The 22,860-nt window shown below is 60.0% G+C and carries 23 protein-coding genes and 1 tRNA gene; 7 read left to right on the forward strand and 17 right to left on the reverse strand.

Features of this window, described 5'->3' with window-relative positions; genetic code table 11:
- Positions 1-542: 542 nt before the first annotated feature.
- From ACMKFF_RS07620 to iorA, 5 genes are read right to left on the reverse strand one after another with little or no spacing between them, the layout of a single operon-like run.
- Positions 543-1,718 carry a pyridoxal phosphate-dependent aminotransferase gene (locus tag ACMKFF_RS07620; protein ID WP_419496561.1) on the reverse strand — a complete coding sequence of 392 codons (1,176 nt, stop codon included), beginning with the start codon at positions 1,716-1,718 and terminating at the stop codon, positions 543-545.
- Positions 1,715-2,812 carry a butyrate kinase gene (gene buk / locus ACMKFF_RS07625; protein WP_349135192.1) on the reverse strand — a complete coding sequence of 366 codons (1,098 nt, stop codon included), beginning with the start codon at positions 2,810-2,812 and terminating at the stop codon, positions 1,715-1,717. Before buk ends, ACMKFF_RS07620 begins: the two co-directional genes overlap by 4 nt.
- Entirely contained in the window at positions 2,809-3,729 is a 921-nt protein-coding gene (locus ACMKFF_RS07630) for a phosphate acyltransferase (protein ID WP_418467718.1), read from the reverse strand. The genes buk and ACMKFF_RS07630 overlap by 4 nt, the downstream gene beginning before the upstream one ends.
- 13 nt (positions 3,730-3,742) lie before the next feature.
- Positions 3,743-4,324: an indolepyruvate oxidoreductase subunit beta gene (locus ACMKFF_RS07635; RefSeq protein WP_417325343.1), complete on the reverse strand. Its 582-nt coding sequence runs from the start codon at positions 4,322-4,324 to the stop codon at positions 3,743-3,745.
- A 3-nt stretch (positions 4,325-4,327) separates the two neighbouring features.
- Positions 4,328-6,082, reverse strand: coding sequence for an indolepyruvate ferredoxin oxidoreductase subunit alpha (gene iorA / locus ACMKFF_RS07640; RefSeq protein WP_367927540.1), 1,755 nt, complete (start codon positions 6,080-6,082; stop codon positions 4,328-4,330).
- 140 nt (positions 6,083-6,222) lie between these two features.
- Between iorA and ACMKFF_RS07645 the strand changes: the two genes are divergently transcribed.
- Positions 6,223-7,140 (forward strand): LysR family transcriptional regulator, encoded by a 918-nt coding sequence (locus tag ACMKFF_RS07645; RefSeq protein WP_419496571.1) that lies wholly within the window; start codon positions 6,223-6,225, stop codon positions 7,138-7,140.
- Between the two features lie 43 nt (positions 7,141-7,183).
- Here ACMKFF_RS07645 and ACMKFF_RS07650 read toward each other — a convergent pair whose 3' ends face one another.
- Positions 7,184-8,821, reverse strand: coding sequence for a tryptophanase (locus ACMKFF_RS07650; protein ID WP_349135187.1), 1,638 nt, complete (start codon positions 8,819-8,821; stop codon positions 7,184-7,186).
- Between ACMKFF_RS07650 and ACMKFF_RS07655 the strand changes: the two genes are divergently transcribed.
- Positions 8,813-8,959 (forward strand): hypothetical protein, encoded by a 147-nt coding sequence (locus tag ACMKFF_RS07655; protein ID WP_349135186.1) that lies wholly within the window; start codon positions 8,813-8,815, stop codon positions 8,957-8,959. The genes ACMKFF_RS07650 and ACMKFF_RS07655 overlap by 9 nt on opposite strands.
- Before the next feature lie 398 nt (positions 8,960-9,357).
- Positions 9,358-10,806, forward strand: coding sequence for an APC family permease (locus ACMKFF_RS07660; protein ID WP_419496562.1), 1,449 nt, complete (start codon positions 9,358-9,360; stop codon positions 10,804-10,806).
- Between the two features lie 254 nt (positions 10,807-11,060).
- On the opposite strand, the gene ACMKFF_RS07665 is transcribed toward ACMKFF_RS07660, so the two are convergent.
- The 9 genes from ACMKFF_RS07665 to ACMKFF_RS07705 all read right to left on the reverse strand — a co-directional run bounded on the left by ACMKFF_RS07665 (position 11,061) and on the right by ACMKFF_RS07705 (position 17,295).
- Positions 11,061-11,137 (reverse strand) — tRNA-Val (locus tag ACMKFF_RS07665).
- Positions 11,138-11,243: 106 nt separating this feature from the next.
- Positions 11,244-12,539 (reverse strand): amidohydrolase family protein, encoded by a 1,296-nt coding sequence (locus tag ACMKFF_RS07670; protein WP_418464765.1) that lies wholly within the window; start codon positions 12,537-12,539, stop codon positions 11,244-11,246.
- A complete protein-coding gene (locus ACMKFF_RS07675; RefSeq protein ID WP_419496563.1) occupies positions 12,530-13,258 on the reverse strand; it encodes a nucleoside phosphorylase in 729 nt (242 codons plus the stop codon). Before ACMKFF_RS07675 ends, ACMKFF_RS07670 begins: the two co-directional genes overlap by 10 nt.
- Positions 13,255-14,052, reverse strand: a complete 798-nt coding sequence (locus ACMKFF_RS07680; RefSeq protein ID WP_419496564.1) for a uridine phosphorylase — start codon at positions 14,050-14,052, stop codon at positions 13,255-13,257. Before ACMKFF_RS07680 ends, ACMKFF_RS07675 begins: the two co-directional genes overlap by 4 nt.
- 260 nt (positions 14,053-14,312) lie before the next feature.
- A complete protein-coding gene (locus ACMKFF_RS07685) occupies positions 14,313-14,495 on the reverse strand; it encodes a hypothetical protein (protein WP_418486856.1) in 183 nt (60 codons plus the stop codon).
- Positions 14,496-14,596: 101 nt separating this feature from the next.
- Positions 14,597-15,013 (reverse strand): CD1247 N-terminal domain-containing protein, encoded by a 417-nt coding sequence (locus ACMKFF_RS07690; protein WP_419496565.1) that lies wholly within the window; start codon positions 15,011-15,013, stop codon positions 14,597-14,599.
- Positions 15,014-15,042: 29 nt separating this feature from the next.
- The gene (gene efp, locus ACMKFF_RS07695) at positions 15,043-15,606 is read right to left on the reverse strand and encodes an elongation factor P (RefSeq protein ID WP_418464768.1); all 564 of its coding nucleotides are present in this window, start codon (positions 15,604-15,606) and stop codon (positions 15,043-15,045) included.
- Between the two features lie 127 nt (positions 15,607-15,733).
- Positions 15,734-16,798, reverse strand: a complete 1,065-nt coding sequence (locus ACMKFF_RS07700) for a M24 family metallopeptidase (protein ID WP_419496566.1) — start codon at positions 16,796-16,798, stop codon at positions 15,734-15,736.
- Positions 16,795-17,295, reverse strand: coding sequence for a YqeG family HAD IIIA-type phosphatase (locus ACMKFF_RS07705; protein ID WP_419496567.1), 501 nt, complete (start codon positions 17,293-17,295; stop codon positions 16,795-16,797). The genes ACMKFF_RS07700 and ACMKFF_RS07705 overlap by 4 nt, the downstream gene beginning before the upstream one ends.
- Positions 17,296-17,382: 87 nt before the next feature.
- Between ACMKFF_RS07705 and ACMKFF_RS07710 the strand changes: the two genes are divergently transcribed.
- On the forward strand, positions 17,383-18,042 hold the full coding sequence (locus ACMKFF_RS07710) for a hypothetical protein (protein WP_419496568.1): 660 nt from the start codon (positions 17,383-17,385) through the stop codon (positions 18,040-18,042).
- 138 nt (positions 18,043-18,180) lie between these two features.
- On the opposite strand, the gene htpG is transcribed toward ACMKFF_RS07710, so the two are convergent.
- Positions 18,181-20,073, reverse strand: a complete 1,893-nt coding sequence (gene htpG / locus ACMKFF_RS07715) for a molecular chaperone HtpG (protein ID WP_419496569.1) — start codon at positions 20,071-20,073, stop codon at positions 18,181-18,183.
- Between the two features lie 154 nt (positions 20,074-20,227).
- On the opposite strand from htpG, the gene ACMKFF_RS07720 reads away from it, so the two are divergent.
- The 3 genes from ACMKFF_RS07720 to trxA are packed head-to-tail and all read left to right on the forward strand — an operon-like array spanning position 20,228 to position 22,461.
- The gene (locus tag ACMKFF_RS07720) at positions 20,228-21,838 is read left to right on the forward strand and encodes an ABC-F family ATP-binding cassette domain-containing protein (RefSeq protein WP_367927552.1); all 1,611 of its coding nucleotides are present in this window, start codon (positions 20,228-20,230) and stop codon (positions 21,836-21,838) included.
- A gap of 40 nt (positions 21,839-21,878) precedes the next feature.
- Positions 21,879-22,184, forward strand: a complete 306-nt coding sequence (locus tag ACMKFF_RS07725) for a ferredoxin-thioredoxin reductase catalytic domain-containing protein (RefSeq protein WP_417325367.1) — start codon at positions 21,879-21,881, stop codon at positions 22,182-22,184.
- On the forward strand, positions 22,156-22,461 hold the full coding sequence (trxA, locus tag ACMKFF_RS07730) for a thioredoxin (protein ID WP_367927553.1): 306 nt from the start codon (positions 22,156-22,158) through the stop codon (positions 22,459-22,461). The genes ACMKFF_RS07725 and trxA overlap by 29 nt, the downstream gene beginning before the upstream one ends.
- Positions 22,462-22,602: 141 nt before the next feature.
- Here trxA and ACMKFF_RS07735 read toward each other — a convergent pair.
- Positions 22,603-22,860, reverse strand: a 258-nt coding sequence (locus ACMKFF_RS07735) for an endonuclease domain-containing protein (RefSeq protein ID WP_419496570.1), incomplete at its 5' end; no start/stop codon positions are given.

Consider the following 22,860-nt stretch of genomic DNA (forward strand, 5'->3'; position numbering starts at 1 on the left):
TACTCTTATTGACCGTTTCACAAGTTGATGTGCTTTCGCACCGGTTATAAAGTTACCAACTTATAAAATTTGAGCTTTTAACTCCATCAATAAGGCGTTGCCGCCATGTGGAAAGACTGCTGAAACCCCCTTGCGCAGCGCGCAAGGCTTACTGCTTTCCATACTTGCTAATACTATCATGATTTCCGAATCGTGTCAAGAAAATGCGGGAAAGAATTCGACAAAAAATTGGAAAAGATACGGAATACGGAATCAGAAATAGCGGCATGGCCCGATGAGGACCATGCCGCTCAGGCTATCAAAGAATGCCAAGTCAATAGTTTCGGAGGGAAGAAAAGTGTGAAAGGAAACCGTCAGGGTGTCCTTTCGCGTTCGATCACCCGCCGCAGCGGCAGAATTGCAAAATCATGCTCTAAAAATTGATTTTGCAATTCTGAAAGCAGCTTGGCAGAAAAGCCCGATGGGACTTTTATGACAAGCTGCGGCATGGCCCGGCGAGGACCATGCCGCTGAGGGTGCAGTATCGAGATGGGCATCCCGCCTTAGTCCTGCAGGACGCGCCGGAATGCGGGAAGGCTCCGCTGGATCATGGCGGGATCGACGCAGGTGCTGATGCGGAAGAAGCCGGGGCAGCCAAAGCTGTCCGCCGGGACGAGCAGCAGATTTTCCTTTTTGGCGCGTTCGGAGAAGGCGTGGGCGTCGCCGCCCGGGGCCTTGACCATCATGTAGAATGCGCCCTCGGGCTTCACGCACTCGTAGCCCATTTCCGACAGCGCGTTGTAGAGCGTGTGGCGGTTTTTGTCATAGGCCTCGAGGTCGGGACGCAGACCCGTGGCGCGAGCGATAACACGCTGCATCATGGACGGCGCGCAGACATGGCCGAAGGCGCGGGATGCACCGGCGACTGCGGCATGCAGCTTGGCACTGTCCGTTACGCTGTCGGGGATGCAGACGTAGCCGATACGCTCGCCGGGCATGGACAGCGACTTGGAGTAAGAATAGCAGATGACAGTATCGCGGTAGATGCCGGGGATATACGGGACTTCGGCATTGTCATAGACCAGCTCGCGATAGGGCTCGTCGGCAATGATATAGATCGGGTGGCCGTATTCCGCGCTCTTGCGCTCGAGCAGGGCTCCGAGGGCCGTGAGTGTCTCGCGGCTGTAGATCACACCGGAGGGATTGTTCGGAGAATTGACCAGAACGGCCTGCGTGTGCGGCGTGAGCGCGCGCTCCACAGCGGCGATATCGACCTGGAAATTCTTCGTATCGGGCGGGACCTCGACGAATTTGCCGCCGTTGTAGGACACAAAGACCTGATATTCCGGGAAATACGGGGCGATGGCGACGAATTCGGCATCGTCCACAGCCAACGCGCGGAGGACGGCGACAAGGGCTGGGGCCGCGCCGCAGGTGAAGAAGATGTTCTCCGGGCGGATCGTATCGCCGCTGCGCTGCGTCAGATCGTCGGCAACAGCCTGCTGGGCCTCCTTCGCGCCGCCTGCGGGCGTGTAGCCATGCAGAGCAAGGCTGTCACCCTCTAGAAGCTCGCGGATGATGGAGGCGACCTCCTCCGGCGCGGGTACGGAGGGATTGCCGAGCGAATAGTCATAGACATTTTCCTTCCCGACGACGGCTGCCTGACGGAGACCGTACTCGAACAGCTCGCGGATGCCGGACTTCTTTTCTCCCAAATGGACAAGGCTCTCCGAGATCATCCCTGCCCCTCCTTTCCATTTACTCCGTTTAAAATATGATAGATGCGGGCATTTTCCTCGCCCTGCAGGATGCGCATGCCGCCGAGGGCCAGCGCCTCCATTTCGTTTTCACCGGGCATGACGCAGACCGGCGCGATGAATTTGACGTAGTCCTCCACACGCTCCGTCAGCATTTTGGAGTTGGCCACGCCGCCCGTCAGAATGATGGCGTCGCAGTCGCCCTTGAGCACGATGGACAGCAGGCCAATGGCCTTGGCGATCTGATAGGCCTGCGCCTGGAAGATCAGGTCGGCATGGCGGTCGCCGTCGCGGATCATCTGCTCGATGACGCGGCAGTCGCTCGTGCCGAGGTGGGCATACATGCCGCCGCGGCCGCGGATCTTTTTCCGCATTTCCTCATAGGTATATTTGCCGGAATAGCAGAGCTTGATGAGCCCGAGCGAGGGCACGCAGCCGGAGCGCTCCGGGGAGAACTGGCCGTCGTCGTCGCCGACGGAGTCGATGATCTCGCCGTGGCGGTGCACACTGGCGGAAATGCCGCCGCCGAGATGCGCGACGATGAGGTTCAGCTCCTCATAATGCTTGCCGTGCTCACGCGCATAGCGCAGGGCCATGGCGCGGCTGTTGAGCACATGGCAGAAGCTGCGGCGCTCAATATCGACAAAGCCGGTGATCTTGGCGACGTCCGTCAGCTCGCCGGACGTCACGGCGTCGTAGATATAGGCGGGGATGCCGAGCGGCGCAGCGATCTCGCGGGCCAGCAGGCCGCCAAGGTTTGAGGCGTGCGGCTGGCTGAGGTCGTCGTCCACAAGGGCATGGCACAGGTCTTCGTTCACAAGGTAGCCGCCCGTCTTCAGGCCGAAGACAAGGCCGCCGCGGCCAATAACGGCTGCAAGCTCCTCCGGATGCACGCCGCTGCGGTCGAGGAAATCGCGGATGACGGCCAGACGCATCGGCACCTGATCGCCGATGCCATGATACTGCTGCAGTGCAGCGGCATCATGCTCCAGATTCTCCTGCAGAAGCTTCTTCGCCCCGTCGTAGAGCGCCAGCTTCGTGCTGGTGGAGCCGGGATTGATGATCAAAAGCTTCATTCTGCATTCTCCTCGCGGCTGCTGCTCATCAGTGCACAGACGAGCAGCGAATGGTACTTCTCTTCAAAGCTCGCGCTGCGGGAATTGAGTGCGATGGGGCACTTTGCACCCGTGACGACGCCGACCATTCTGGCCCCGGCGAACAGGACGAGCGACTTGACCATCATGTTGCCTGCCGCCATGCCGGGCACGAGCAGAATATCCGTCTCGCCGGTCACGGGGCTTTCATAGCCCTTGATCTGCGCGGACTCGCGGCTGAGGGCCAGATCGAGCGAGATGGGGCCTTCCACATAGCACGGGCCGAACGCGCCCTCGAGTGCGGCCTGCTTCAATGCCGCCGCATCGACGGTCTCGATGATCTTCGGGCTGACATTTTCGGCCGCGCAGACGGCGGAGACGAGCGGGCGCTCATAGCCGAGGCCGTGGAACATGGCGACGGCGTTGTGGGCGATGGCCTTCTTCCCTTCCAGATCCGGATTCGGGATCATGCCGCCGTCCGTCACGCCGAGCAGCTTCGGGTAGCCCGGCAGCTCCAGCAGCGCCACATGGGACATGGGGCGGCCAAGGCCGATGCCGGTCTGCTTGTTGACGACGGCCTTCAGAATGGTCGCCGTCTGCATCAGGCCCTTCTGCAGGAAGCCTGCGCGGCCTTCGCGCACGAGAGAAACGGCAATGGCGGCCGCCTCTTCGTCCGTTGCAGCGGGGATAACAGTCTCCGGTGCGATGGTGTGGCCGAGGCTGCGGCCGATGGAGAGAATCTCCTCCGGGTGGCCGATGAGCAGATAGTTCAGAATGCCCTCCTGCGCGGCGTGGAGCACGGCCTCGAGGGTGTGCGCGTCATGCGCGCACGCAACGGCAACGGTCTGGGGCCGGACTGCGCCGGCCCTTTCCCGAAGCTCGGTAAAGCTGTGGATCATGGTTCCTCCGATCTTAAAGCTGCACGGCATCATGCCCGGCGCGGTAGGCGCGCAGGTTCAGCTCGCGGAATTTCGGCGGGACGGTCTCGGCGATGACGGCTTCCCAGTCGATGTCGTCCATGCCGAGCGCCTTGGCCATGGAGCCGAAGAGCACGATGTTCATGCATTTGGCATTGCCGAGCTGCTCGGCGATCTCGCCCGCCTTGAGCACATGGCAGCGGAAGTGCTGCTGCATGGCCTCGAGGCAGCCGTTGGGATACTCGCACAGACCGGCGGCAATGCTCGAAGATGCGATCTCGTAATCGTTGATGACGGCAACGCCGTCAGGCTTCAGATAGTCCGCATAGCGGACGGCTTCCATTTTCTCGAACGCGACGATGATGTCTGCCGCACCCTTGCCGATGACGGGAGAATAGACCTTCTCGCCCCAGTGGACCTGCGTGGAGACGCTGCCGCCGCGCTGGCTCATACCATGGACCTCGGACATTTTGACGTCGTAGCCCGCCTTCATCAGGCCGTTGACCAGGACCTTGGCCGTCAGGATGGCGCCCTGACCGCCGACGCCGACAAGGAGTGCGCTCTTTGTTGCTTTCATGGCTCAGTTCTCCTTTCTGGAAATGGCGCCCTTCGGGCAGACCTGCGCGCAGACCGTGCAGCCGACGCACTGGTTCGGATCGATGTGGGCCTTCTTGTCGCGGATGGTGACGGCCGGGCAGGCTACCTTCAGGCAGCGCTTGCAGCCGACGCATTTTTCTTCGTCCACCACGCATTGGCCAATGTTGTGCTTGATGCGCTTGATGAGCAGGCACGGGCGGCGCGTGATGATGGCAGCGGGGACCTCGGAGGCAAGCGCGTTCTGCACGGCCTGCTCCATGGCCTCAAGATCCTGCGGATCGACGATGTAAATATTCTTGTAGCCGTAGGCGGCGAGGATGTCCTCGATCTTCAGGGCCTCGGCAATGTCGCCCTGCAGATTGCGGCCGCTGCCGGGATTCTCCTGATGGCCGGTCATGCCGGTGATGGAGTTGTCGAGCACGACGGGGATGAGGTTGCCCTTGTTGTAGATGATCTCGGCCGCGCCGGTCATGCCGCTGTGGAAGAACGTCGAGTCGCCCATGACGCCGAAGACCTTGCGGTCCGTCTGACCGGTCAGCTCGAAGGCCTTGGACATGCCCATGCCGATGCTGAAGCCGCCGCCCATGCACACGACGCTGTCCAGCGCACTCAGGGGCGCGGAGCCGCCGAGGGTATAGCAGCCGATATCGCCGGAGATCACGAAGTCCTTGTGCCGGGACATCGTATAGAAGAAGCCGCGGTGCGGGCAGCCCGGGCACAGTGCGGGCGGACGGGACACGGCGGAGACGCCGACGTCGACCGTTTCAGCCTTCCGGCCGAAGATGCGCTCCTTCAGAAGCTGCGGATTCAGCTCATAGAGCTTGCCGGTCAGGCTCTTGCCCTCACAGGCGATACCGGCCGCGCGGATCTGGGATTCCATAAAATCGTCGAGCTCCTCGATGATGTAGAGCTTCTCGACCTTCTCTGCGAACGAACGGATGAGGTCCATCGGCAGCGGATTCGTCAGGCCGAGCTTCAGGAAGGACGTGTCCGCCGGGAAGGCGTCCTTCGCATATTCATAGGCAATGGAGGCGGAGATGACGCCGACCTTGGTGCCGTTCAGCTCCATCCGGTTCAGCGGGGACGTGCAGCCGTAGGCCTCGAGAGCCTCGAGCGTCTTTTCCAGCTTCGGGTGGTTCAGGAAGGCATTTGCCGGGGAGGCGATGTTCTTGCGCGTATTGCGGGCATAGGGCTTGGCCTCCTGCTCCTCACGCTCGCCGAATGTCACGATGCTCTTGGAGTGCGCCACGCGCGTCGTGGTGCGGAAGAGCACGGGAATGTCGAACTGCTCGGAAATGCGGTAGGCCTCACGCATGAAGTCCAGGCATTCCTGCGAATCGGACGGCTCGACCATGGCCAGCTTCGCTGCGCGGGCATAGTGGCGGTTATCCTGCTCGTTCTGGGAGGAGTGCATGCTGGGATCGTCTGCGGAGACAATGACGAAGCCGCCGCCGACGCCGTTGTAGGCAGCCGTGAAAATGGGGTCTGCCGCAACGTTGACACCGACATGCTTCATCGCACAGAGGCTGCGCACACCTGCGAGGCTTGCGCCGTAGGCCACTTCCGTCGCGACCTTTTCGTTCGGCGCCCACTCACAGTAAAGCGAATCACGATACTGGGGCAGCGCCTCGAATACCTCCGTGCTGGGGGTACCGGGATAAGCGGAACAGACTTTTACGCCGGCTTCATAGGCGCCGCGCGCAATGGCTTCGTTGCCGGAGAACAGAATTCGATCCAATGCGATTACCACCTTTCTGCGAAGTGCTTCTACGCAATTCGTACAAATTAATTTTATGCAAAGACTTGAAAATTGTAAAACACGATAATATAATAACGATATTAGATTTGCTTATAGCATGAAGGAGGGTGAATGTGTCTATGACGATCGCGCAGGTGCTCTATGTGCTGGAGATCGCGGACTGCCGCAGCATTTCGGCGGCCGCAGAGCGGCAGTTTATTTCCCAATCGGCGCTGTCGCAGCAGATCCAGCGGCTCGAGGGCGAGCTTGGCTATCCCCTGTTCGTCCGCACGCCCCGCGGGCTGACGCTGACGGCAGCGGGCGAGACGTTCTGCCGGGAGGCCCGGCCGGTCGCGGAGCAGTGGCAGCGGCTCTGCAGCGCCGTCAAGCCGGACGGACGGCGCGGGCGCAGGCTGCGCATCGGTATGGGCGCGCGTGTGTACTCCAACCGGCTGTTTCAGGATATTGCACGCTATTTTGACAGCCACCCCGAGATCGATGTGACGTTCGTCACGGAGGCCGGGCTCGACGTGCTGGCGGGTCTGCGCGACGGCTCCATCGATCTGGCGCTCGACCGCCTGCCCGCCGGAGAGGAGGGTGACCCTTCCCTGTTCGTCTGCGACCTTGTGCAGGAGCGCCAGTGCGTGCTCATGTCGCCGGACGATCCCCGTGCGGCCCTCCCCTGGCTGTCGTTCGGCGATCTGCAGGGCTGCAACATGATCTCCGGCCTTGAAAACTCGGCCGAGGACCGCATGCTCCGCCGCACCTGCCAAAAGTACGGCATTTCTCTCAGCCGTGTCTACCGCTCCGACGGCATCGATACGAACATGCGCCTTGTGCGCGACGGCATGGGCGTTGTGCTCGGGCCAGAATCGTTCGCTTCCTACTACGGCGTGTCGGCCGTGCCGCTGCATCCGGAGACATTTGTGTCGCTGAAATTCATCTGTCTGCAGAGCGGCATGAAGAAGAAGGACGTACAGCTGTTCCGCTCCTATCTCTGCGGTGTCTGCCGCAGACGCGGGACGGCCTGTGAGCGTTGCACCTCGCCATGTACTTGATAAAAAAACCGCACCGGCGCTGCCGGTGCGGTCGTTATTTTTATTACTCGTTCGGATAGGTTTCGAGGAAGGCGTGGAAATGGCGCATCGGCAGATCGTGGCCCTTGACGATGCGGACGTTCGGAATGGACTCGCGGTCCTCATACAGCGCCTTCACGGCGGCGATGACATAGTCCATGTGCTCCTGCGTCAGCTGGCTGCGGTTGATGGCGAAGCGGACGACATTGCAGACCTCCGCCTTCTGCTCCGGGGTTTTGAGGTCGTACTCCATGGAATAGTTGCCAAGCTCTGCCGTACGGATGCCGTAGCGGCGGATGAGCTCGATGGAGAAGCCCTGACCCGCGAAGCTCTCCGGCGCGCGCTTGTTGTCGAAGAATTCGTCCATGTTGATGTAGACGCCATGGCCGCCTGCGGGCAGGACGACGCCCTTGACACCGGCCTTATAGAAGCCCTGAGCCAGATATTCGCACTGCTTGACGCGCTGGTCGAGATAGTCGAAGTTCTGGCACTCATACAGGCCGGCGGCCAGCGCCATGATGTCGCGGCCGGACATGCCGCCGTAGGAATCGTTGCCGTAGCAGGAGATCTGCTTGACCTTGAGCTGGATGCCGACATCGTTTTTGACCGTGCCGTCCTCGTTGAAGTCCGAGAAGTTCTTCCAGAACAGGCCGCGGTCGCGGAAGGCCAGAATGCCGCCCATGTTCGCGTGGCCGTCCTTCTTCAGCGAGGCCGTAAAGCCGTCGCAGCAGGCGAACATTTCCTTTGCGATCTCCGCAATGGACTTGTCGGCGCAGCCTTCCTCATTGACCTTGATGAAGTAGGCGTTCTCGGCCCAGCGCGCGGCATCGAGCATGAACGGGATGCCGTACTTATGGGCGATGCGGCTGCTCTCGCGCAGGTTGGCAAGCGAGACGGGCTGGCCGCAGACCGTATTGTTCGTGATGGTCGTGTAGACGAGCGGAACGTTCTCCGGCCCGAGCTTTACGATAAGCTCCTCGAGCTTTTCGGTGTCCATGTTGCCCTTGAACGGGTTCTTTTCATAGGTGCCGCCCTCCGGGACCTCCCAGAGCAGCTCCTTGTTGTAGAGGTTGCGCGGGATGGAGCCCATCTGCTTGATGTTGCCCTCGGTCGTGTCGAAGTGGCCGTTCGAGGGAATGGTGAAGACCTTGCCGGGGTGGCGCTGGCCGAGGATCTTGCGCACGAGCTCGAACAGGACGGCCTCTGCGGCGCGGCCCTGCGGCAGGATGAACGTGTTCGGGCGCTCCATCTGCGCGGCGCCGCCGTTGAACAGGCCACCCTCATATTCGCACAGATACAGCTCGTCCATCATGCGGTCGATGTCCTTGCAGTTCGTGCGGACGAGATCGATGACGTGCTTCTGATCGTTGCCGCGCTCGAAGCAGTCGCGCAGGGCGTCCAGCAGGACGTAGTAGCCCTTGTTGCGGCCGTAGGATTCGTCGCCGAGGAACATGGCCGACCACTGCACATCGGTCATGGCCGTCGTGCCGGAATCGGAGAGCATGTCCACCGTCAGCATGCCTGCGGGGAAGGCAAATTCATTGTAGTGCGTGGCCTTGAGGGCGCGTTCGCGCTGCGCAGCGGTGACGCGGGGGATGTCCCGCGTGACATAAGTAAAGGAGCGCGGGGTAGCAACGTTCAGGGGATATTCTTCGTGATTCATACTGACCTCCATGATTCGGCGCAGAGCGCCGTGATTCTGGATACCCCGGTCATCGACCTGCGGCAGGGCTGCAGTGGCGACTGGCGGACAGTATCGGGCGCGCGGCTGATCCGCCGCCTCCCCATCATCATGCCATGAAACGGACCGTTTGTCAACGGAGAAATTTTTCACGTCCGCCGCTCATGGACAAAACTCCAAATGAATGAAATTCCGCATTGTATCCGGAAATCTGCAATTTTAAAACAGAAAGGATTTGTAACACTTGTAACTTGTGGATGATTTCTCATTATATGTTAAAGTTGTCCAAAAAATATATCCTCTTGACATCGTTTTTTGTTCATGATATGATGCCACCAGAAAGATTTCGCACACCAAGGGAGGAATTGCCGTTGCACATAATGTCGAAGCTCTGATGATCATTTTCTCTGCGACCGGTTTCCCTTCCACCGCCAGGAGGCGGTTCGTTGATCCCTCTGTTCGACGGTACGTTTTGTATTCGCGCCACTCATTTCAGGTTTCAGGAAGGAAGTATTCTCATGAATAACAAATTGGAACGCAAATACGGCCTTTTCACCGCAATTTGCATGGTTGTTGGCATTGTCATCGGTTCCGGCGTTTTCTTCAAGGCACAGACCATCCTCCAGATCACAAACGGTGATATGCCGCTCGGCGTCATCGCATGGCTCATCGGCGGCGCGATCATGCTCGCCTGCATCCTCACATTCGCCGGTATGTCCCAGAAATATGAAAAGGTCAATGGCATCGTGGACTATGCCGAAGCGACGGTCGGCCCGAAATACGGCTATTATATGGGCTGGTTCCTGTCCACGATCTATTATCCGTCCCTGACGGCGGCTCTGGCTTGGCTCTCCGCCCGCTATACACTCGTGTTCCTCACGACGATGTTCCCGAATATGCCGCTGCTCATCCACATCAACGAGGGCGGCGTTGTGGTCGGCCCGGAGTGCATCGCGCTCATGCTGTTCTACCTCTGCTGCTCCTATGCCGTCAACGCGCTTTCCCCGAAGCTCGCAGGCAAGATTCAGGCATCCACCACGGTCATCAAGCTCATCCCGCTCGGCGTCATGGCGATCGTCGGCATCATTGCCGGTCTCGCCTCGGGTCAGCTGACGGAGAACTTTGTCGCCCCTCCCCTCGCCGTTGTGGGCAGCAAGGGCAGCATCCTCTTCGCAGCCGTCTGCGCAACCTCCTTTGCCTATGAGGGCTGGATCATTGCAACAACCATCAACTCCGAGCTGAAGGATTCGAAGCGCAATCTTCCGAAAGCCCTCACAGTCGGCGGCATCATCGTCATCGCCACCTACCTGCTGTACTACATCGGCGTGACCGGCGGTGCATCGAACGCGGAGCTGATCGAAAAGGGCGCGACCATTGCCTTTACGAACATCTTCGGCAACGTCATCGGCAACATCCTGAACCTCTTCATCGCCATCTCCTGCATCGGCACGATGAACGGTCTGATGCTCGCCTGCTGCCGCGGCGTCTATTCCGTCGCAGCGCGCGGCAAAGGCCCGGCCACCCATATGTTCTCCCGCGTCGATGAGCACACGAATATGCCCAACAACTCCGCCGTCATGGGTCTGCTGCTGTGCGGCTTCTGGGGTCTGTATTTCTACCTGTCCAACCTCGCCGGCACCTGGAGCCACAAGACGGTCTTCACGGGCACGATCTTCGAGAGCGTCCCCTTCCTGTTTGACCCGACGGAGCTGCCGATCATCACGATCTATGCGCTCTATATTCCGGTGTTCATCCAGTGGATCCGCAAGCAGAAGGGCACCTCCGTCTGGCAGCACTATATTCTGCCGATCCTTGCCATCTGCGGCTCGGTCTTCATGGTCATTGCCTGTCTCGTCAGCCACGGTATGGGGTGCTTCTGGTATCTTATCGTGTTCGCCTTTGTGATGGTGCTCGGCGGTCTGCTCAACCGCAGAACGCAGCGCACCGTGCGGGCCGCTGGCGCCTGAGCCGGTTTGCTCTAATGAGAAACAGAGTCCCCTCTGCATCAGAACGGTGCGGAGGGGACTCTGCGTATATGAATGAATAATGAATACTGAAAAATGGGACAAAGACCCTGCCGACTGTCACAAGGTATTCTGCATATAGATCTGAGAGAGCTGAGCTTTCATCGATGAGTCCTGCGATTTTGGCGAGGATCGATAAAACAGAAAACCCGAACCATCCCTTAATCGTAATCGGGAACGTTCGGGTTTCTATATCCTGGTGGAGACTAATGGACTCGAACCATCGACCTCCTGCGTGTGAAGCAGGCGCTCTAACCAGCTGAGCTAAGCCTCCGTAGCACGAATATTATAGCACAGGATCCGAAAAAATCAAGCCCTATTTTTCACAGACCGGAAAATTGGTTCCCCGGCAGGTGTGTTTTGGCCTGCCGGGGAATATGCTATGCCAGCGTGCGCTCAATGCGCGCCGTGATCTCCTCACAGCGCTGCAGGATATGCTCCAGATCATGGTGCACGAACTGCCCGTTCCGGAGAAGCGGCCTGCCCTGCACATAGACGCTGTCGATCTGCTCGCCGCTTCCGGCATAGAGCAGATTCGTCAGAATGCGACGCCGGTTCACCGTGCACAGTGTCTCCGTCCGCACAAGGGAGAAATCCGCCTGCCAGCCCTCTGCAATACGGCCGACGTCTCGATAGCCGAGCGCACGCATCCCCTGCTCCGTCAGCATGGCGTAGCACTGCCCTGCCGGGAGTACTGTCGGGTCAAGCGTGCGGACCTTCTGTAGGTAGCTGCCGAGCCGAGCCTCGCGCAGCAGGTCACGGTTTGCGCTGGAGGCCTCGCCGTCGCAGCCGAAGCCGACGCGCGCGCCGGATGCCAGCAGCTCCGCAATGGGCGGCGCACCGTCCGACAGCTTCATATTCGTCGAGGGGCAGTGCGCCACAACGGCGTGCGACTGTGCCAGCAGCGTGATCTCCTCCTGCGTGAGCCAGATGGAGTGCGCAAGGATCGTGGACTCATCCAGGACACCGAGATGCGCCAGCTCCTCCGCCTCTCCGCGGCCGGTCCAAGCTCGGATACGTTCCGTCTCGGCCTTCCCCTCCGCAAGATGTGTGTGGTAGAGTAGGCCGCGCTCGCGCGCAAATTGCTTGAGGGCCCGCATTAGCTCCGGCGTGCAGGCCGGACGTCCCTGCGGCACGGCAGCCGTGCGCAGCAGTCCCCTGCCGTGCCATTTGTGGTACAGCTCCTCCGCCTGCCGCAGGCATTCGTCCACCGGCGTGACGCGGATCTGGTCGTTCTCGGCGATATCCGTCGCGCCGATGCCGAAGGTCACGCGCAGACCGGCGTCCTGATAGGCTTGCACAACAGCGTCGATGTGCGGATAGTAGGTCATTTCATTGATGGCCGTCACGCCATAGCGGATGCTCCGCAGACAGCCGAGCAGCACGCCATAGTACCACTCGTCCTCCGTGAGCGACCACTGTGCCCGGAGCATGCGCGTGAGCCACTGCGTGATGTTCAGGTCGTCGAGCGGGCCCTGCGTCAGACTCTGCACCATGTGCGTGTGCAGATCAGCCATGCCGGGCAGCATCAGAAGACCAGATGCCTCGACAATGGGGCAATCGGCCTCCAGATGGGGTGCGATCGCCGCAAAGCGGCCGTCCCGGATGAGGACGTCGGCCTGCGTGGTCGTTCCTGTTTCGAAATCGGGGAGCATTGCCCCGCGGATCAGCAGCATCGCAGTGCCTCCGCCGCAGCCGTGAACAGCCGCCCGCGCGCCTGTGCGTCCATCGGAGCGGCTGCACCGGTTGCATAGTTTTCTGCAAGATAGGCCAGCGAGGCCGCATGCATGCCGAGAATGGATGCCAGCACGAACAGGGCGCTCGTCTCGCCGTCCAGCGCACTGACGCCAAGCTCTGCCCAGCGGGCAATGCGCGCCGGGCCGCCGGGGGCCCACGGCGACTCGAGCGAGGTGCAGTCGTGACTGCGGAACAGGCCCGCATCGGGTACGCCGCAGCTCAGCAGCGCGCCGAGCAGGCGCATATCCGCCACGGCGGGATAGGACGGGTCGATGTATTCGCGCGTCGCGCCCTCACCGCGGACCGCGCCGGAGGCTGCCAGCAGCGTGCCCGGCTCCAGCTCCGGCTGGATGGCGGGGCAGGCTGCGATCTTGATGAGGGACTCCGCGCCGAGATGGTGCAGCTCCTCCACGGCGATGGCCATAGGCATACAGCCGAAGCCGCAGCTCATCACCGTGAGCGGTTCGCCGCGCCATGTGCCCTGCCAGGTCGCATATTCGCGATAGCAGCCCTGCTGCACGGGGCCCTCCAGCAGCGCGGCATAGAGCGGGACCTCCTGCGGATCCGGCACAAGAATGACGCGCGGCGTCACGGCATCGATGCCGAGGTGGTGCATCGTACCGTCGGTATGGACAAGTTTCTGACTTCCAAAGCTCATTTCGATCCCTCCAGCAGCTCGGCTGCGCGCATGGCAATGCGCGTGGCAGTTTCGATCCGGCGCGCCAGATGCTCCGGGTCGGCATAGGCTCCGTAGACGTTGGCGTTCGGGTCTGCGAACATGGAACCAAGCGCGACGCAGATGCTCGCGGCGCGAAGGCCGAGCAGGTGGCCATAGGTGAAAAGCAGGCCGGACTCGTTCTCCACGACGAGAACGCCGGTGTCGATCCATTTCTGCATACGCTCCCGCAGACCGGGATGGGCGGCCTTGGACTCCATATAGAACGCATCGTGGCTGCGGTACAGGCCGACGCGCACGGGCTCGTCCAGCTCCTGCGCAGCGCTGCACAGCGCGCGGACGAGCAGCGGGTCTGCAACGGCCGGGAATTCCGGCGGCACAAGCTCATAGCTTGCGCCCTCGCCGCGGACGCAGCCACTGGCAATGACGATGGTCCCCGGGGCCAGATCGGGCTGCACGCCGCCGCAGGTGCCCACACGGATAACGGCCTCCGCTCCCGCGGCAGCAAGCTCCTCCAGTGCGGCGGCAACGCAGGCACAGCCCATGCCGCTGCTTGTGACGGCGATATCCGCGCCGCCCGGTGTTTTGCCGGTATAGGTCGCAAATGTTCCCCGGTGGGCCGTAAACGAGGCCTCTGCGAACAGCGCGGCCATCTTGCGGCTGCGCTGCGGATCACCCGGCAGAAGCACAACGGGCGCGGAGCGGCGCAGGCCGGTGCGGCAGAGGGTGCCGTCCGGCTCGCGCGGCGGGTCAAGGGTCAGGTAGGCTTTTTTCATAGGCTCCTCCAAATTATCTGTGATAGACTGCGCGCGTTCGACAAATTTTGCGGATTCTCAATTTATTCCGACTTCGTTCATAGATTTTTCAAATGTCCCCGGTATACTCATACTCGTAAGAACGATACCGAACCTGCCGCGGTAACGGGCTTACTGGTCCATCTTTTCATTTTTATCTCTCTTTTTATTTTCCCCTCTCTCATTTCTGTAGCGGATCCCCGGTCGTCCATCCCCCTCGGACGGCCGGGGATTTGCTGTATTCAGCCGCCGGTCGAACGCCGCTCCACCTGCGTGCCGAAATAAAACGAGATCACGACCGTAAAGATCGTGAGGAACTGCTGCGCGCTGACTGCGCCCGTCACGGCCAGCCTGCAGAATACGACGGTCAGGGCGATCGTCACAAGAGACTTGACGCAAAGAAGCCGCTCAAGCCGCTGCCGCATGGCACTCACCTCCCGGCCAGACTATGCCGCAGTACAGCCCGATGTGCAAACAGGCGCGGAGCAGAGGGATCTGCTTCGCGCCTGCGTTTTGCGTATGAGGATCAGAGACCGTCGTCCTCGTCGAACTCGAACTCGAGCGGCTCGCCGCACTTCGGGCAGTCGACGGAATCGTTGAGGAGCGTCTCCTCGTCCAGATGGAGGACCTCGCCGCACTTCGGGCAGGTCACTTCATACATGGTGTCGTCATAGTCGAAGTCTTCGCCGTCGTCGTCCATGAAGCCGTCCTCTTCGTCATCGTCGTCCATCAGGTAATCCTCGATGGCATCGAGATCATCCTCAATCTCATCGAGCTCATCCGAGACAGCCTCGGCGTTTTCCTGCAGATCGCCAATTGCACCGGTGACCTCCTGCAGCAGCTCGACGATCCCGGAGATCATCTTGCCCTCGGGGGCCTCCTGGTCCAGCTTCAGGCCGTCCATCAGGCCCTTCAGATATGCGGACTTTTCAGAGAGATTCATAGCGTTCTCCTTTCCAGATGTGGGCCGGATCAGCCCTTGGCGCGGCCCAGATATTCGCCCGTGCGGGTATCAATAGAGATCTTGTCGCCCTCGTTGATGAACAGGGGCACGCGGACCTCGGCACCGGTCTCAAGCGTAGCGGGCTTCAGCGTGTTGGTGGCGGTGTTGCCTGCAAGGCCCGGCTCGGTCTTCGTGACGACGAGATCGGCAAAGTTCGGAGCCTCGACGCTGAACACGTTGCCCTTGTAGGACAGGATCGTGCACTGGTCGTTCTCCTTGACAAACTTGAAGCTGGCGTCGAGAATGTTCTCGTCGACCGGCGTCATTTCGAACGTCTCCGGATCCATAAAATAATACAGGTTGCCGTCGTTATAGGAATAGTCCATCTTTCTGCGCTCGATGTAAGCGGTGGGATACTTGTCGTTCGGGTTGAACGTCGTCTCGGTAACGCCGCCGGTGATGACATTGCGCATCTTGACGCGGACAAAGGCTGCACCCTTGCCGGGCTTGACGTGCTGGAACTCGATGATCTGCATCACCTTGCCGTCCATGTCAAACGTAACGCCGTTCCGGAAATCACTGACTGAAATCATTGGTTTATCCTCCTGTGTTCCTCTCGAATACCATATCTGTTCCGAAGGTAAAAAAATGCGTTTCTATTTTAACCGATTTGTCAAAGAAATTCAAGTCTTTCGGCAAATTTCTCTGAGTTATCACCGCTTAAAGGATGGTCAGCTCCTTCGGGCTGTGCGTGATGACCTCGCAGCCGCCCTCGCGGAAGATCACGACATCCTCGATGCGGACGCCGAATTTGCCCGGAATGTAGATGCCCGGCTCTGCGGAGCACACAGCGCCGGCAGGGATCGGGTTCTCGTTGCGCGGGGTGCAATTCGGCGCTTCGTGGATCTCGAGACCGAGGCTGTGGCCATAGCTGTGGCCGAAATACGGGCCGTAGCCGGCCTCCGTGATGATGTCGCGGGCAGCGCCGTCGACGCTCTTGCCGCTCGCTCCTGCGTGGCTGGCCGCAATACCGGCGAGCTGGGCGCGCAGGACGGTGTCGTAGACCTTACGCATCTCCTCGGTCGCATGGCCGAGGGCGACGGTACGGGTCATATCGGAGCAGTAGCCCTGATACAGCACGCCGAAGTCCATGGTCACGAAGTCGCCGTCCTGCAGGACGCGGCTCCCGGCGACGCCGTGCGGCATGCTCGTGTTCGGTCCGGAGACGACGATCGGGTCAAAGGACAGGCCCTCTGCGCCGTTCTTATACAGGCAGTAGATCAGCTCGGCCTCGAGCTCCTTCTCGGTCATGCCGGTGTGGATGCGAGTGCAGACCTCGGTGAAGGCGCGATCTGTGATCTCCTGCGCCTTGCGCATGCGGGCAAGCTCCCAGTCCTCCTTGCTGGCGCGGAAGGCGTTGATCTCCTTCTGCAGCGGAACGAACTTGACGGGAAGCGCGGCCTCAAAGCCGTTGAGCTCTGCGACGGTGAGATATTCGTCCTCAAAGCCGAGCGTCTCCACGCCGAACTCGTCCAGCGTGGTCTTCAGCGCCTGCATCATCGGATTGTTCAGGCCGATCTCCACGACCTCAAAGCCCTTGAGGTTCTTCTGCGCGGACTCGATGTAGCGGCTGTCGGTGAAATAGCGAGCGCCCTGCGCGGAGACAACGGCAACGCCCTCGGCGATGTCAAACTCCGCCGCATACATGCGGCTGTAGCGCGAGGTCAGCAGAAGGCCCTGCACGCCGTCGTGCAGCAGAGAACGGTATTTTTCCAGATTGGTCATGTTTCTACTCTCCTTTTTCGCGCCATGGCGAGAAACGGCAGCTCCAGCAGGTGCCGCAGCTTCAGCCAGACGGTATGATTATGAATGGATCGCACGGCGATCGCCGTGATCCCGGCGCGCTTTGCGCCGAGTACATCAGTATAGATCTGATCGCCCACGAGTGCGGTCTGCTGCGGAGCGGCTCCGTAGCGGGCCATGGCCTCCCGGATGCCGCGTGTGCCGGGCTTGGCGGCATGCGTCACGCAGGGAACGTGATATTGCTGCGAGAAATGCGGCACGCGCTGCTTATGGCTGTTGGAGACGATGCACAGCGTGATGCCTGCGTCCTGCATCCCGGCGATCCAGTCCAGAAGCGGCTGCTCCGGCCGGTCCGTCGTGTAGGGAAGCATGGTGTTGTCAAAGTCCATCAGCAGCAGACGGATGCCGTGCTCACGAAGAAACGCCGGGCGGATCTGCGTGATGGTTTGGAAAATGAAGTCAGGTAAAAATGACAGCATATTCTCCTCGGGTATTCCATAGGTTGATTCTGAGGTTCCCATGTTTAGGGTTCTCCTTATTATAGCACGCAGGGGGAGGTTTGTCTATTGCCTGTTCCGGTGTATTTGGCGGCAAATTGTAAAGAAATTGCAACATTTACCGGCCGGGCCGCCGTGCTCGGCCTCGGCTTTCTGCCGGATGGCGGGGCCCGCATCCCGGCGTGCCCGCTGCAGGGACATATGGCCGTCATCGACGACGCCGTCCTGCCGCAGCGCGTTCCGGAAGAGACGCTGGACCGGCTTGCGGCCCGGTGCGGCGGGGGGTGTTGTCTGGATTTTCTGCGCACGCCCGGCCCCGTGCACCGCGCCGTGGCGCAGGGCCTGCAGCGGCGGCTCGGGAATGCCCCGATGCTGCTGCCCGCGGCTTATCACGCCTTTGCGCCGGAAGCGCTGCCGGTCCTCTCCTGCCTGCGGCCCTGCAATGCATGGGACGGCTTTGTCCGGTCGGCGGAGCGGCGCTTCCCGAACGGCTGGGCGCTGGAGCTGACGCCGTGGGAGGCAGAGCTTCCGGCCCCGCCGCTCCCCTATCCCGGCGGCATGCTCCCGGCCGCGCTGTGCAGCTGCGAGAAAAGCCCGGCGGGCCTGCGCTACTTTGACACGCCGGAGTCGCTCCGGCAGAAGCTGGCGCACGCAGCGGCACATGGCTGCCGCTGCGCCATCGGTCTGTGGCAGGAGCTCCAGCCGTTTTTCCCGGAGCGGGATGGATAAGACCGGGATGCGGCTGCGCGCAGCTTTTCCGTGTGCGGCATAGAAATGCTCCCCATATGAGGATGGTGATCTTTACTTCACTGTCTCTCATAGAGGGAGCATATTCTGTTTCGCGCTTTACGCAGAGATGGACTTGGCTCAGCCGATCAGCTCGCAGACGAGATCCGTATAGGCCGTCGGGTCTTCGAGCGGGAGGTTTGCCATCAGCAGGCCCTGATCGTAGAGAAGCTCTGCCAGCTTTTTGGCGCGCTCCGGATCGGATTCCCTGCTCTCGGACAGACGCTGCAGCAGCGGATGCTCCGGGTTGACCTCCAGAATGCGGCCGCAGTGATAATCGGACGACGGGTCGACCGTGTGCATGTACTTCTCCATCTCGAAGCTCATGCCGCCGTCCGGGACCATAGTTACGGCATGGCTGCCCAGCTCCGTCGAAACGCGTACGTCCTTGACCTTCTCACCGAGGCTCTCCTTCAGGAAGTCCACGCCGGACTGGAAGGCCTTGGCCTTCTCCTCGGCGGCTTTTTTCTCCTCCTCGGTCGCAAGGTCGAGGTCGTCGGTCAGAATGTTGCGGAACTCATGCTCGGCGTAGGTATTGAGCGTCTGCGGAATGAACGTGTCGACCTGCTCCGTCATGAGCAGCACATCAAAGCCGCGTTCACGCAGCAGCTGGGTCTGCGGAAGCTGCGAAAGGCGCGCTGCGCTGTCGCCGGTGGCAAAGTAAATGTGCTTCTGGGACTCGGGCATGGCGTCGCAGTATTCCTTGAGCGTGATGTCCTTCCCCTCTTTGTCGGAACGGAACTCCACGAGGTCCTGCAGCAGGTCCTTGTGCATGCCGTAGTCCGAGACGAGGCCAAACTTCAGCTGGCGGCCGAAGGCGGCATAGAATGTCTCATATTTCTCACGGTCGTCCTTCAGCATGCGCTCCAGCTCGGCCTTGATCTTCTTTTCGAGGTTGGCGGCGATGACCTTCAGCTCTCTCGTGCGCTGCAGCATCTCGCGGCTGATGTTCAGGCTCAGGTCCTGCGTGTCGACCACGCCGCGGACGAAGCGGAAGTGCTCCGGCAGCAGGTCGGCGCAGTTTTCCATGATGAGCACGCCGGAGGAATAAAGCTGCAGACCGGCCTTATAGTCGCGGGTGTAGAAGTCATACGGAGCCTTTGCCGGGATATACAGCAGGGCCTTATAGGTCACGGCGCCCTCGACGCCGAAGTGCAGCACGCTCAGCGGCTTTTCGTAGTCGAAGAATTTTTCGTGATAGAAGTTGTTGTACTCCTCCTCCGTGACATCCTTCTTGGCCTTCTGCCAGATTGGGATCATGGAGTTGAGCGTCTGCTCCTCGCGGACGGTCTCATACTTCGGCTCCTCGCCCTCCTTCGGCTCGTTCACGAGCTTCTGGCTGGAGACCTCCATGCGGATCGGATAGCGGATGTAGTCGGAGTATTTGCGGACAAGGCTGCGCAGGCGGTATTCGGACAGATAATCGGAATACTTGTCCTCGTCCGTGTCGGCCTTGAGCGTCAGGATGACGTCGGAACCGGCGGCTGCGCGCTCGCACGGCTCCATGGTGTAGCCGTCTGCGCCCTCGGACTCCCACTTCCAGGCCTCGTCGCTGCCGAAGCGGCGGGAAATAACCGTGACCTTCTCGGCGACCATGAATGCGGCATAGAAGCCGACGCCGAACTGACCGATGATGTCGATATCATCGCTCTTCTCCATTTCCTTCTTGAAGCGGAGTGAACCGCTGTGAGCGATGGTACCGAGGTTCTCCTCCATCTCCTCGCGGGTCATGCCGATGCCGTTATCGGAAACGGTCAGCGTGCGCGCCGTCTCATCCGTGGACAGATGAATAGCAAAATCGCTCCGGCTCAAGCCGACGGTGTCGTCCGTCAGGGCCTGATAGGCCAGCTTGTCGATGGCATCGGAGGCGTTGGAGATCAGCTCGCGCAGGAAGATCTCGCGGTGTGTATAGATCGAATTGATCATCAGGCCCAGCAGGCGTTTCGATTCTGCCTGAAACTGTTTCTTTTCCATATGGATCAACTTCCTTATTTCGTATTGGCACTCTTGGTGCCTGAGTGCTAAATCCTATTATAGCCGCTTTTCCGTGTTTTGCAAGAGCTGTCACAATTTTTTTACACTTTCTTTTCTGCAGAATCTGTGGTACACTGTTGCCGAGGTGATTCCAATGATTACGATCAGCGATCTTGCGCTGCAATATAGCGGAACGTTCCTGTTCCAGCATGTCGATCTGCAGTTTACCGCTGGCAATTGCTACGGTGTGATTGGCGCAAACGGTGCGGGCAAGTCCACATTCCTGAAGCTGCTCTCGGGCGAGCTGGACTCCACGAAGGGCACGATCTCCATCAAGCCGGGCCTGCGTATGTCTGTCCTCAAGCAGGACCAGTTCCGTTACGATGCCTATACCATCCTCGACACGGTCATTATGGGCAACCAGCGCCTGTATGATATCATGAAACAAAAGGACGCCCTGTATGCCAAGCCCGATTTTTCCGATGAGGACGGCCTGCTGGCTTCGGAGCTGGAGACGGAGTTCGCAGAGCTGAACGGCTGGGAGGCCGAGTCCGATGCCAGCCGCATCCTGCAGGGCCTCGGTGTGCCCGTGGAGCTGCACAACGACCGTATGGCCGACACCGACGGCCGTATCAAGGTCAAGGTCCTGCTGGCACAGGCCCTGTTCGGTCAGCCGGACATCATCCTCCTCGACGAGCCGACGAACAACCTCGACATTGAGTCCATCAACTGGCTGGAAAATTTCATCCTGGACTACGAGGACAACGGCCTTGTCATCGTCGTGAGCCACGACCGCCATTTCCTGAATACCGTCTGCACACATATCGTCGATATCGACTACGGAAAGATCCGCATGTATGTCGGCAACTACGACTTCTGGTATGAGTCGAGCCAGCTCATGCAGAACCTCATTCGCAGCAAGAACAAGCGCAATGAGGAAAAGATCGCCGAGCTGCAGGCCTTTATCTCCCGCTTCTCTGCCAACAAGGCCAAGAGCAAGCAGGCCACGGCCCGCCGCCGTCTGCTCGATAAGCTCAGCGTCGAGGAGATGCCTGCTTCGTCCCGCCGCTACCCCTTTGTCGGGTTCACGCAGGAGCGCGAGGTCGGCAAGGACATCCTGTTCGTGACGGACGTCTCGAAGACCGTCGACGGCGTGAAGCTGCTGGACAAGGTTTCGTTCATCGTCAACCGCGGCGACAAGATCGCTTTTGTCGGCGAGAACGAGGTCGCACAGACGACCATGTTCAAGATCCTCATGGGCGAGCTGGAGCCGGATGAGGGCACGGTCAAATGGGGCGTTTCCACGTCACAGAGCTACTTCCCCAAGGACAACAGCGAGTATTTCGACGGCCACGACGAGACGCTTGTCGACTGGCTGCGCCAGTTCTCCGAAAAGAAGGATGACGTGTATCTGCGCGGCTTCCTCGGGCGGATGCTGTTCTCCGGCGAGGATGTGTTCAAATCCGTTAAGGTGCTCTCCGGCGGTGAGAAGGTCCGCTGCATGCTCTCGCGCATGATGCTCTCGGGAGCGAACGTGATCCTGCTCGATCAGCCGACGAACCATCTGGACATGGAGTCCATTCAGGCCGTGAACAAGGGCCTCATCGCCTTCCCGGGAAATATCCTGCTGGCCAGCCACGACCACGAGATGCTGCAGTCCGTGGCGAACCGCATCATTGAATTCCGCCCAGACGGCACGATCTGCGACCGCCTCGGGACATACGACGAGTATCTGGAGTATCAGGCGGCGCTGAAAAATTCATAAATCCGTCACCGATTTTCCACTGCTCCGTGATACGATAGGAATATCAGAAAGGAGCCGCTGGAAGGATGCGGCCCCGAAAAAGAAAGAGGCGACGCATATGGCCATCCGTCTGAATGAAGATAAGGAGCTTGTCGCGCAGATCCGCGAGGGGCTTCGCCGCCGTGGGGGCTACTGTCCCTGCAGGCTCGAAAAGACCGAGGACAACAAGTGCATCTGCAAGGAATTCCGCGAGCAGATGCAGGACCCCAATTTCGAGGGGTACTGCCATTGCATGCTGTACTATAAAACAAAAGACCCCATAAAGGAGGAAGCATCCCATGCTGAAGATCACAGCGACCAATTATGATGAACTCGTCGCGCGGGCGGACAAGCCCGTGCTGCTGGATTTCTGGGCGGAGTGGTGCGGCCCGTGCCGCATGGTGTCCCCGGTCGTCGAGGAGATCGCCGCGTCCCATCCCGAGATCGCAGTCGGCAAGGTCAATGTCGACGAAGAGCCGGCGCTGGCGCAGGCCTTCCGTGTGCAGAGCATCCCGATGCTCGTGCTGCTGCGGGATAACGCCGTCGTCGCTGCGGCTGTCGGCGCGCAGTCCAAAGAACAGCTCGAGCAGAAGCTCGGCCTGTAAGATAGCGCAAAAAACCGGGACGGTTAGATGGGTGTTCATAAAACAGTCAATGGAGCGTATCGATACAGATACGCTCCATTTCTCATATCAACATACTATGTAATGGGGTGCAGCCCCTTGGCTCTCCCTTTGGGAGAGCTGTCACCGCAGGTGACTGAGAGGGCCCTGCAGCCTTTTTCGAATGATAAGATCAATTTGTGTGCACACACCACGAAAATCCCTGTCGATATCCCGGTTGGAGAATCGCAGAATCTCCAGCCCAAGAGACATCAGGAATTGAGAACGTTCCGCATCATAAGCAAGCCCCTGAGGTTCATAATGCTGAGAGCCATCCAATTCAATGACCAGTCTGGCCGAAGCACAGTAAAAGTCCACGATGAATCTGCCGATAATCCGCTG

This window comes from Faecousia sp., from assembly GCF_048519415.1.
In the GTDB taxonomy this organism is placed as follows: Bacteria; Bacillota; Clostridia; order Oscillospirales; family Oscillospiraceae; genus JAZOXB01.

What these genes read in the sequence shown, in the direction of transcription:
- trxA (WP_367927553.1), top strand. Translation starts at nt 22,156, where the DNA reads ATGCTGAAGATCACAGCGACCAATTATGATGAACTCGTCGCGCGGGCG.
- ACMKFF_RS07670 (WP_418464765.1), bottom strand. Translation starts at nt 12,539, where the DNA reads ATGCTGCTGATCCGCGGGGCAATGCTCCCCGATTTCGAAACAGGAACG.
- ACMKFF_RS07720 (WP_367927552.1), top strand. Translation starts at nt 20,228, where the DNA reads ATGATTACGATCAGCGATCTTGCGCTGCAATATAGCGGAACGTTCCTG.
- ACMKFF_RS07635 (WP_417325343.1), bottom strand. Translation starts at nt 4,324, where the DNA reads ATGAAAGCAACAAAGAGCGCACTCCTTGTCGGCGTCGGCGGTCAGGGC.
- ACMKFF_RS07645 (WP_419496571.1), top strand. Translation starts at nt 6,223, where the DNA reads ATGACGATCGCGCAGGTGCTCTATGTGCTGGAGATCGCGGACTGCCGC.
- ACMKFF_RS07660 (WP_419496562.1), top strand. Translation starts at nt 9,358, where the DNA reads ATGAATAACAAATTGGAACGCAAATACGGCCTTTTCACCGCAATTTGC.
- ACMKFF_RS07680 (WP_419496564.1), bottom strand. Translation starts at nt 14,052, where the DNA reads ATGAAAAAAGCCTACCTGACCCTTGACCCGCCGCGCGAGCCGGACGGC.
- ACMKFF_RS07675 (WP_419496563.1), bottom strand. Translation starts at nt 13,258, where the DNA reads ATGAGCTTTGGAAGTCAGAAACTTGTCCATACCGACGGTACGATGCAC.
- buk (WP_349135192.1), bottom strand. Translation starts at nt 2,812, where the DNA reads ATGAAGCTTTTGATCATCAATCCCGGCTCCACCAGCACGAAGCTGGCG.
- htpG (WP_419496569.1), bottom strand. Translation starts at nt 20,073, where the DNA reads ATGGAAAAGAAACAGTTTCAGGCAGAATCGAAACGCCTGCTGGGCCTG.
- ACMKFF_RS07620 (WP_419496561.1), bottom strand. Translation starts at nt 1,718, where the DNA reads ATGATCTCGGAGAGCCTTGTCCATTTGGGAGAAAAGAAGTCCGGCATC.
- ACMKFF_RS07630 (WP_418467718.1), bottom strand. Translation starts at nt 3,729, where the DNA reads ATGATCCACAGCTTTACCGAGCTTCGGGAAAGGGCCGGCGCAGTCCGG.
- ACMKFF_RS07700 (WP_419496566.1), bottom strand. Translation starts at nt 16,798, where the DNA reads ATGACCAATCTGGAAAAATACCGTTCTCTGCTGCACGACGGCGTGCAG.
- ACMKFF_RS07705 (WP_419496567.1), bottom strand. Translation starts at nt 17,295, where the DNA reads ATGCTGTCATTTTTACCTGACTTCATTTTCCAAACCATCACGCAGATC.
- efp (WP_418464768.1), bottom strand. Translation starts at nt 15,606, where the DNA reads ATGATTTCAGTCAGTGATTTCCGGAACGGCGTTACGTTTGACATGGAC.
- ACMKFF_RS07690 (WP_419496565.1), bottom strand. Translation starts at nt 15,013, where the DNA reads ATGAATCTCTCTGAAAAGTCCGCATATCTGAAGGGCCTGATGGACGGC.
- ACMKFF_RS07650 (WP_349135187.1), bottom strand. Translation starts at nt 8,821, where the DNA reads ATGAATCACGAAGAATATCCCCTGAACGTTGCTACCCCGCGCTCCTTT.
- ACMKFF_RS07685 (WP_418486856.1), bottom strand. Translation starts at nt 14,495, where the DNA reads ATGCGGCAGCGGCTTGAGCGGCTTCTTTGCGTCAAGTCTCTTGTGACG.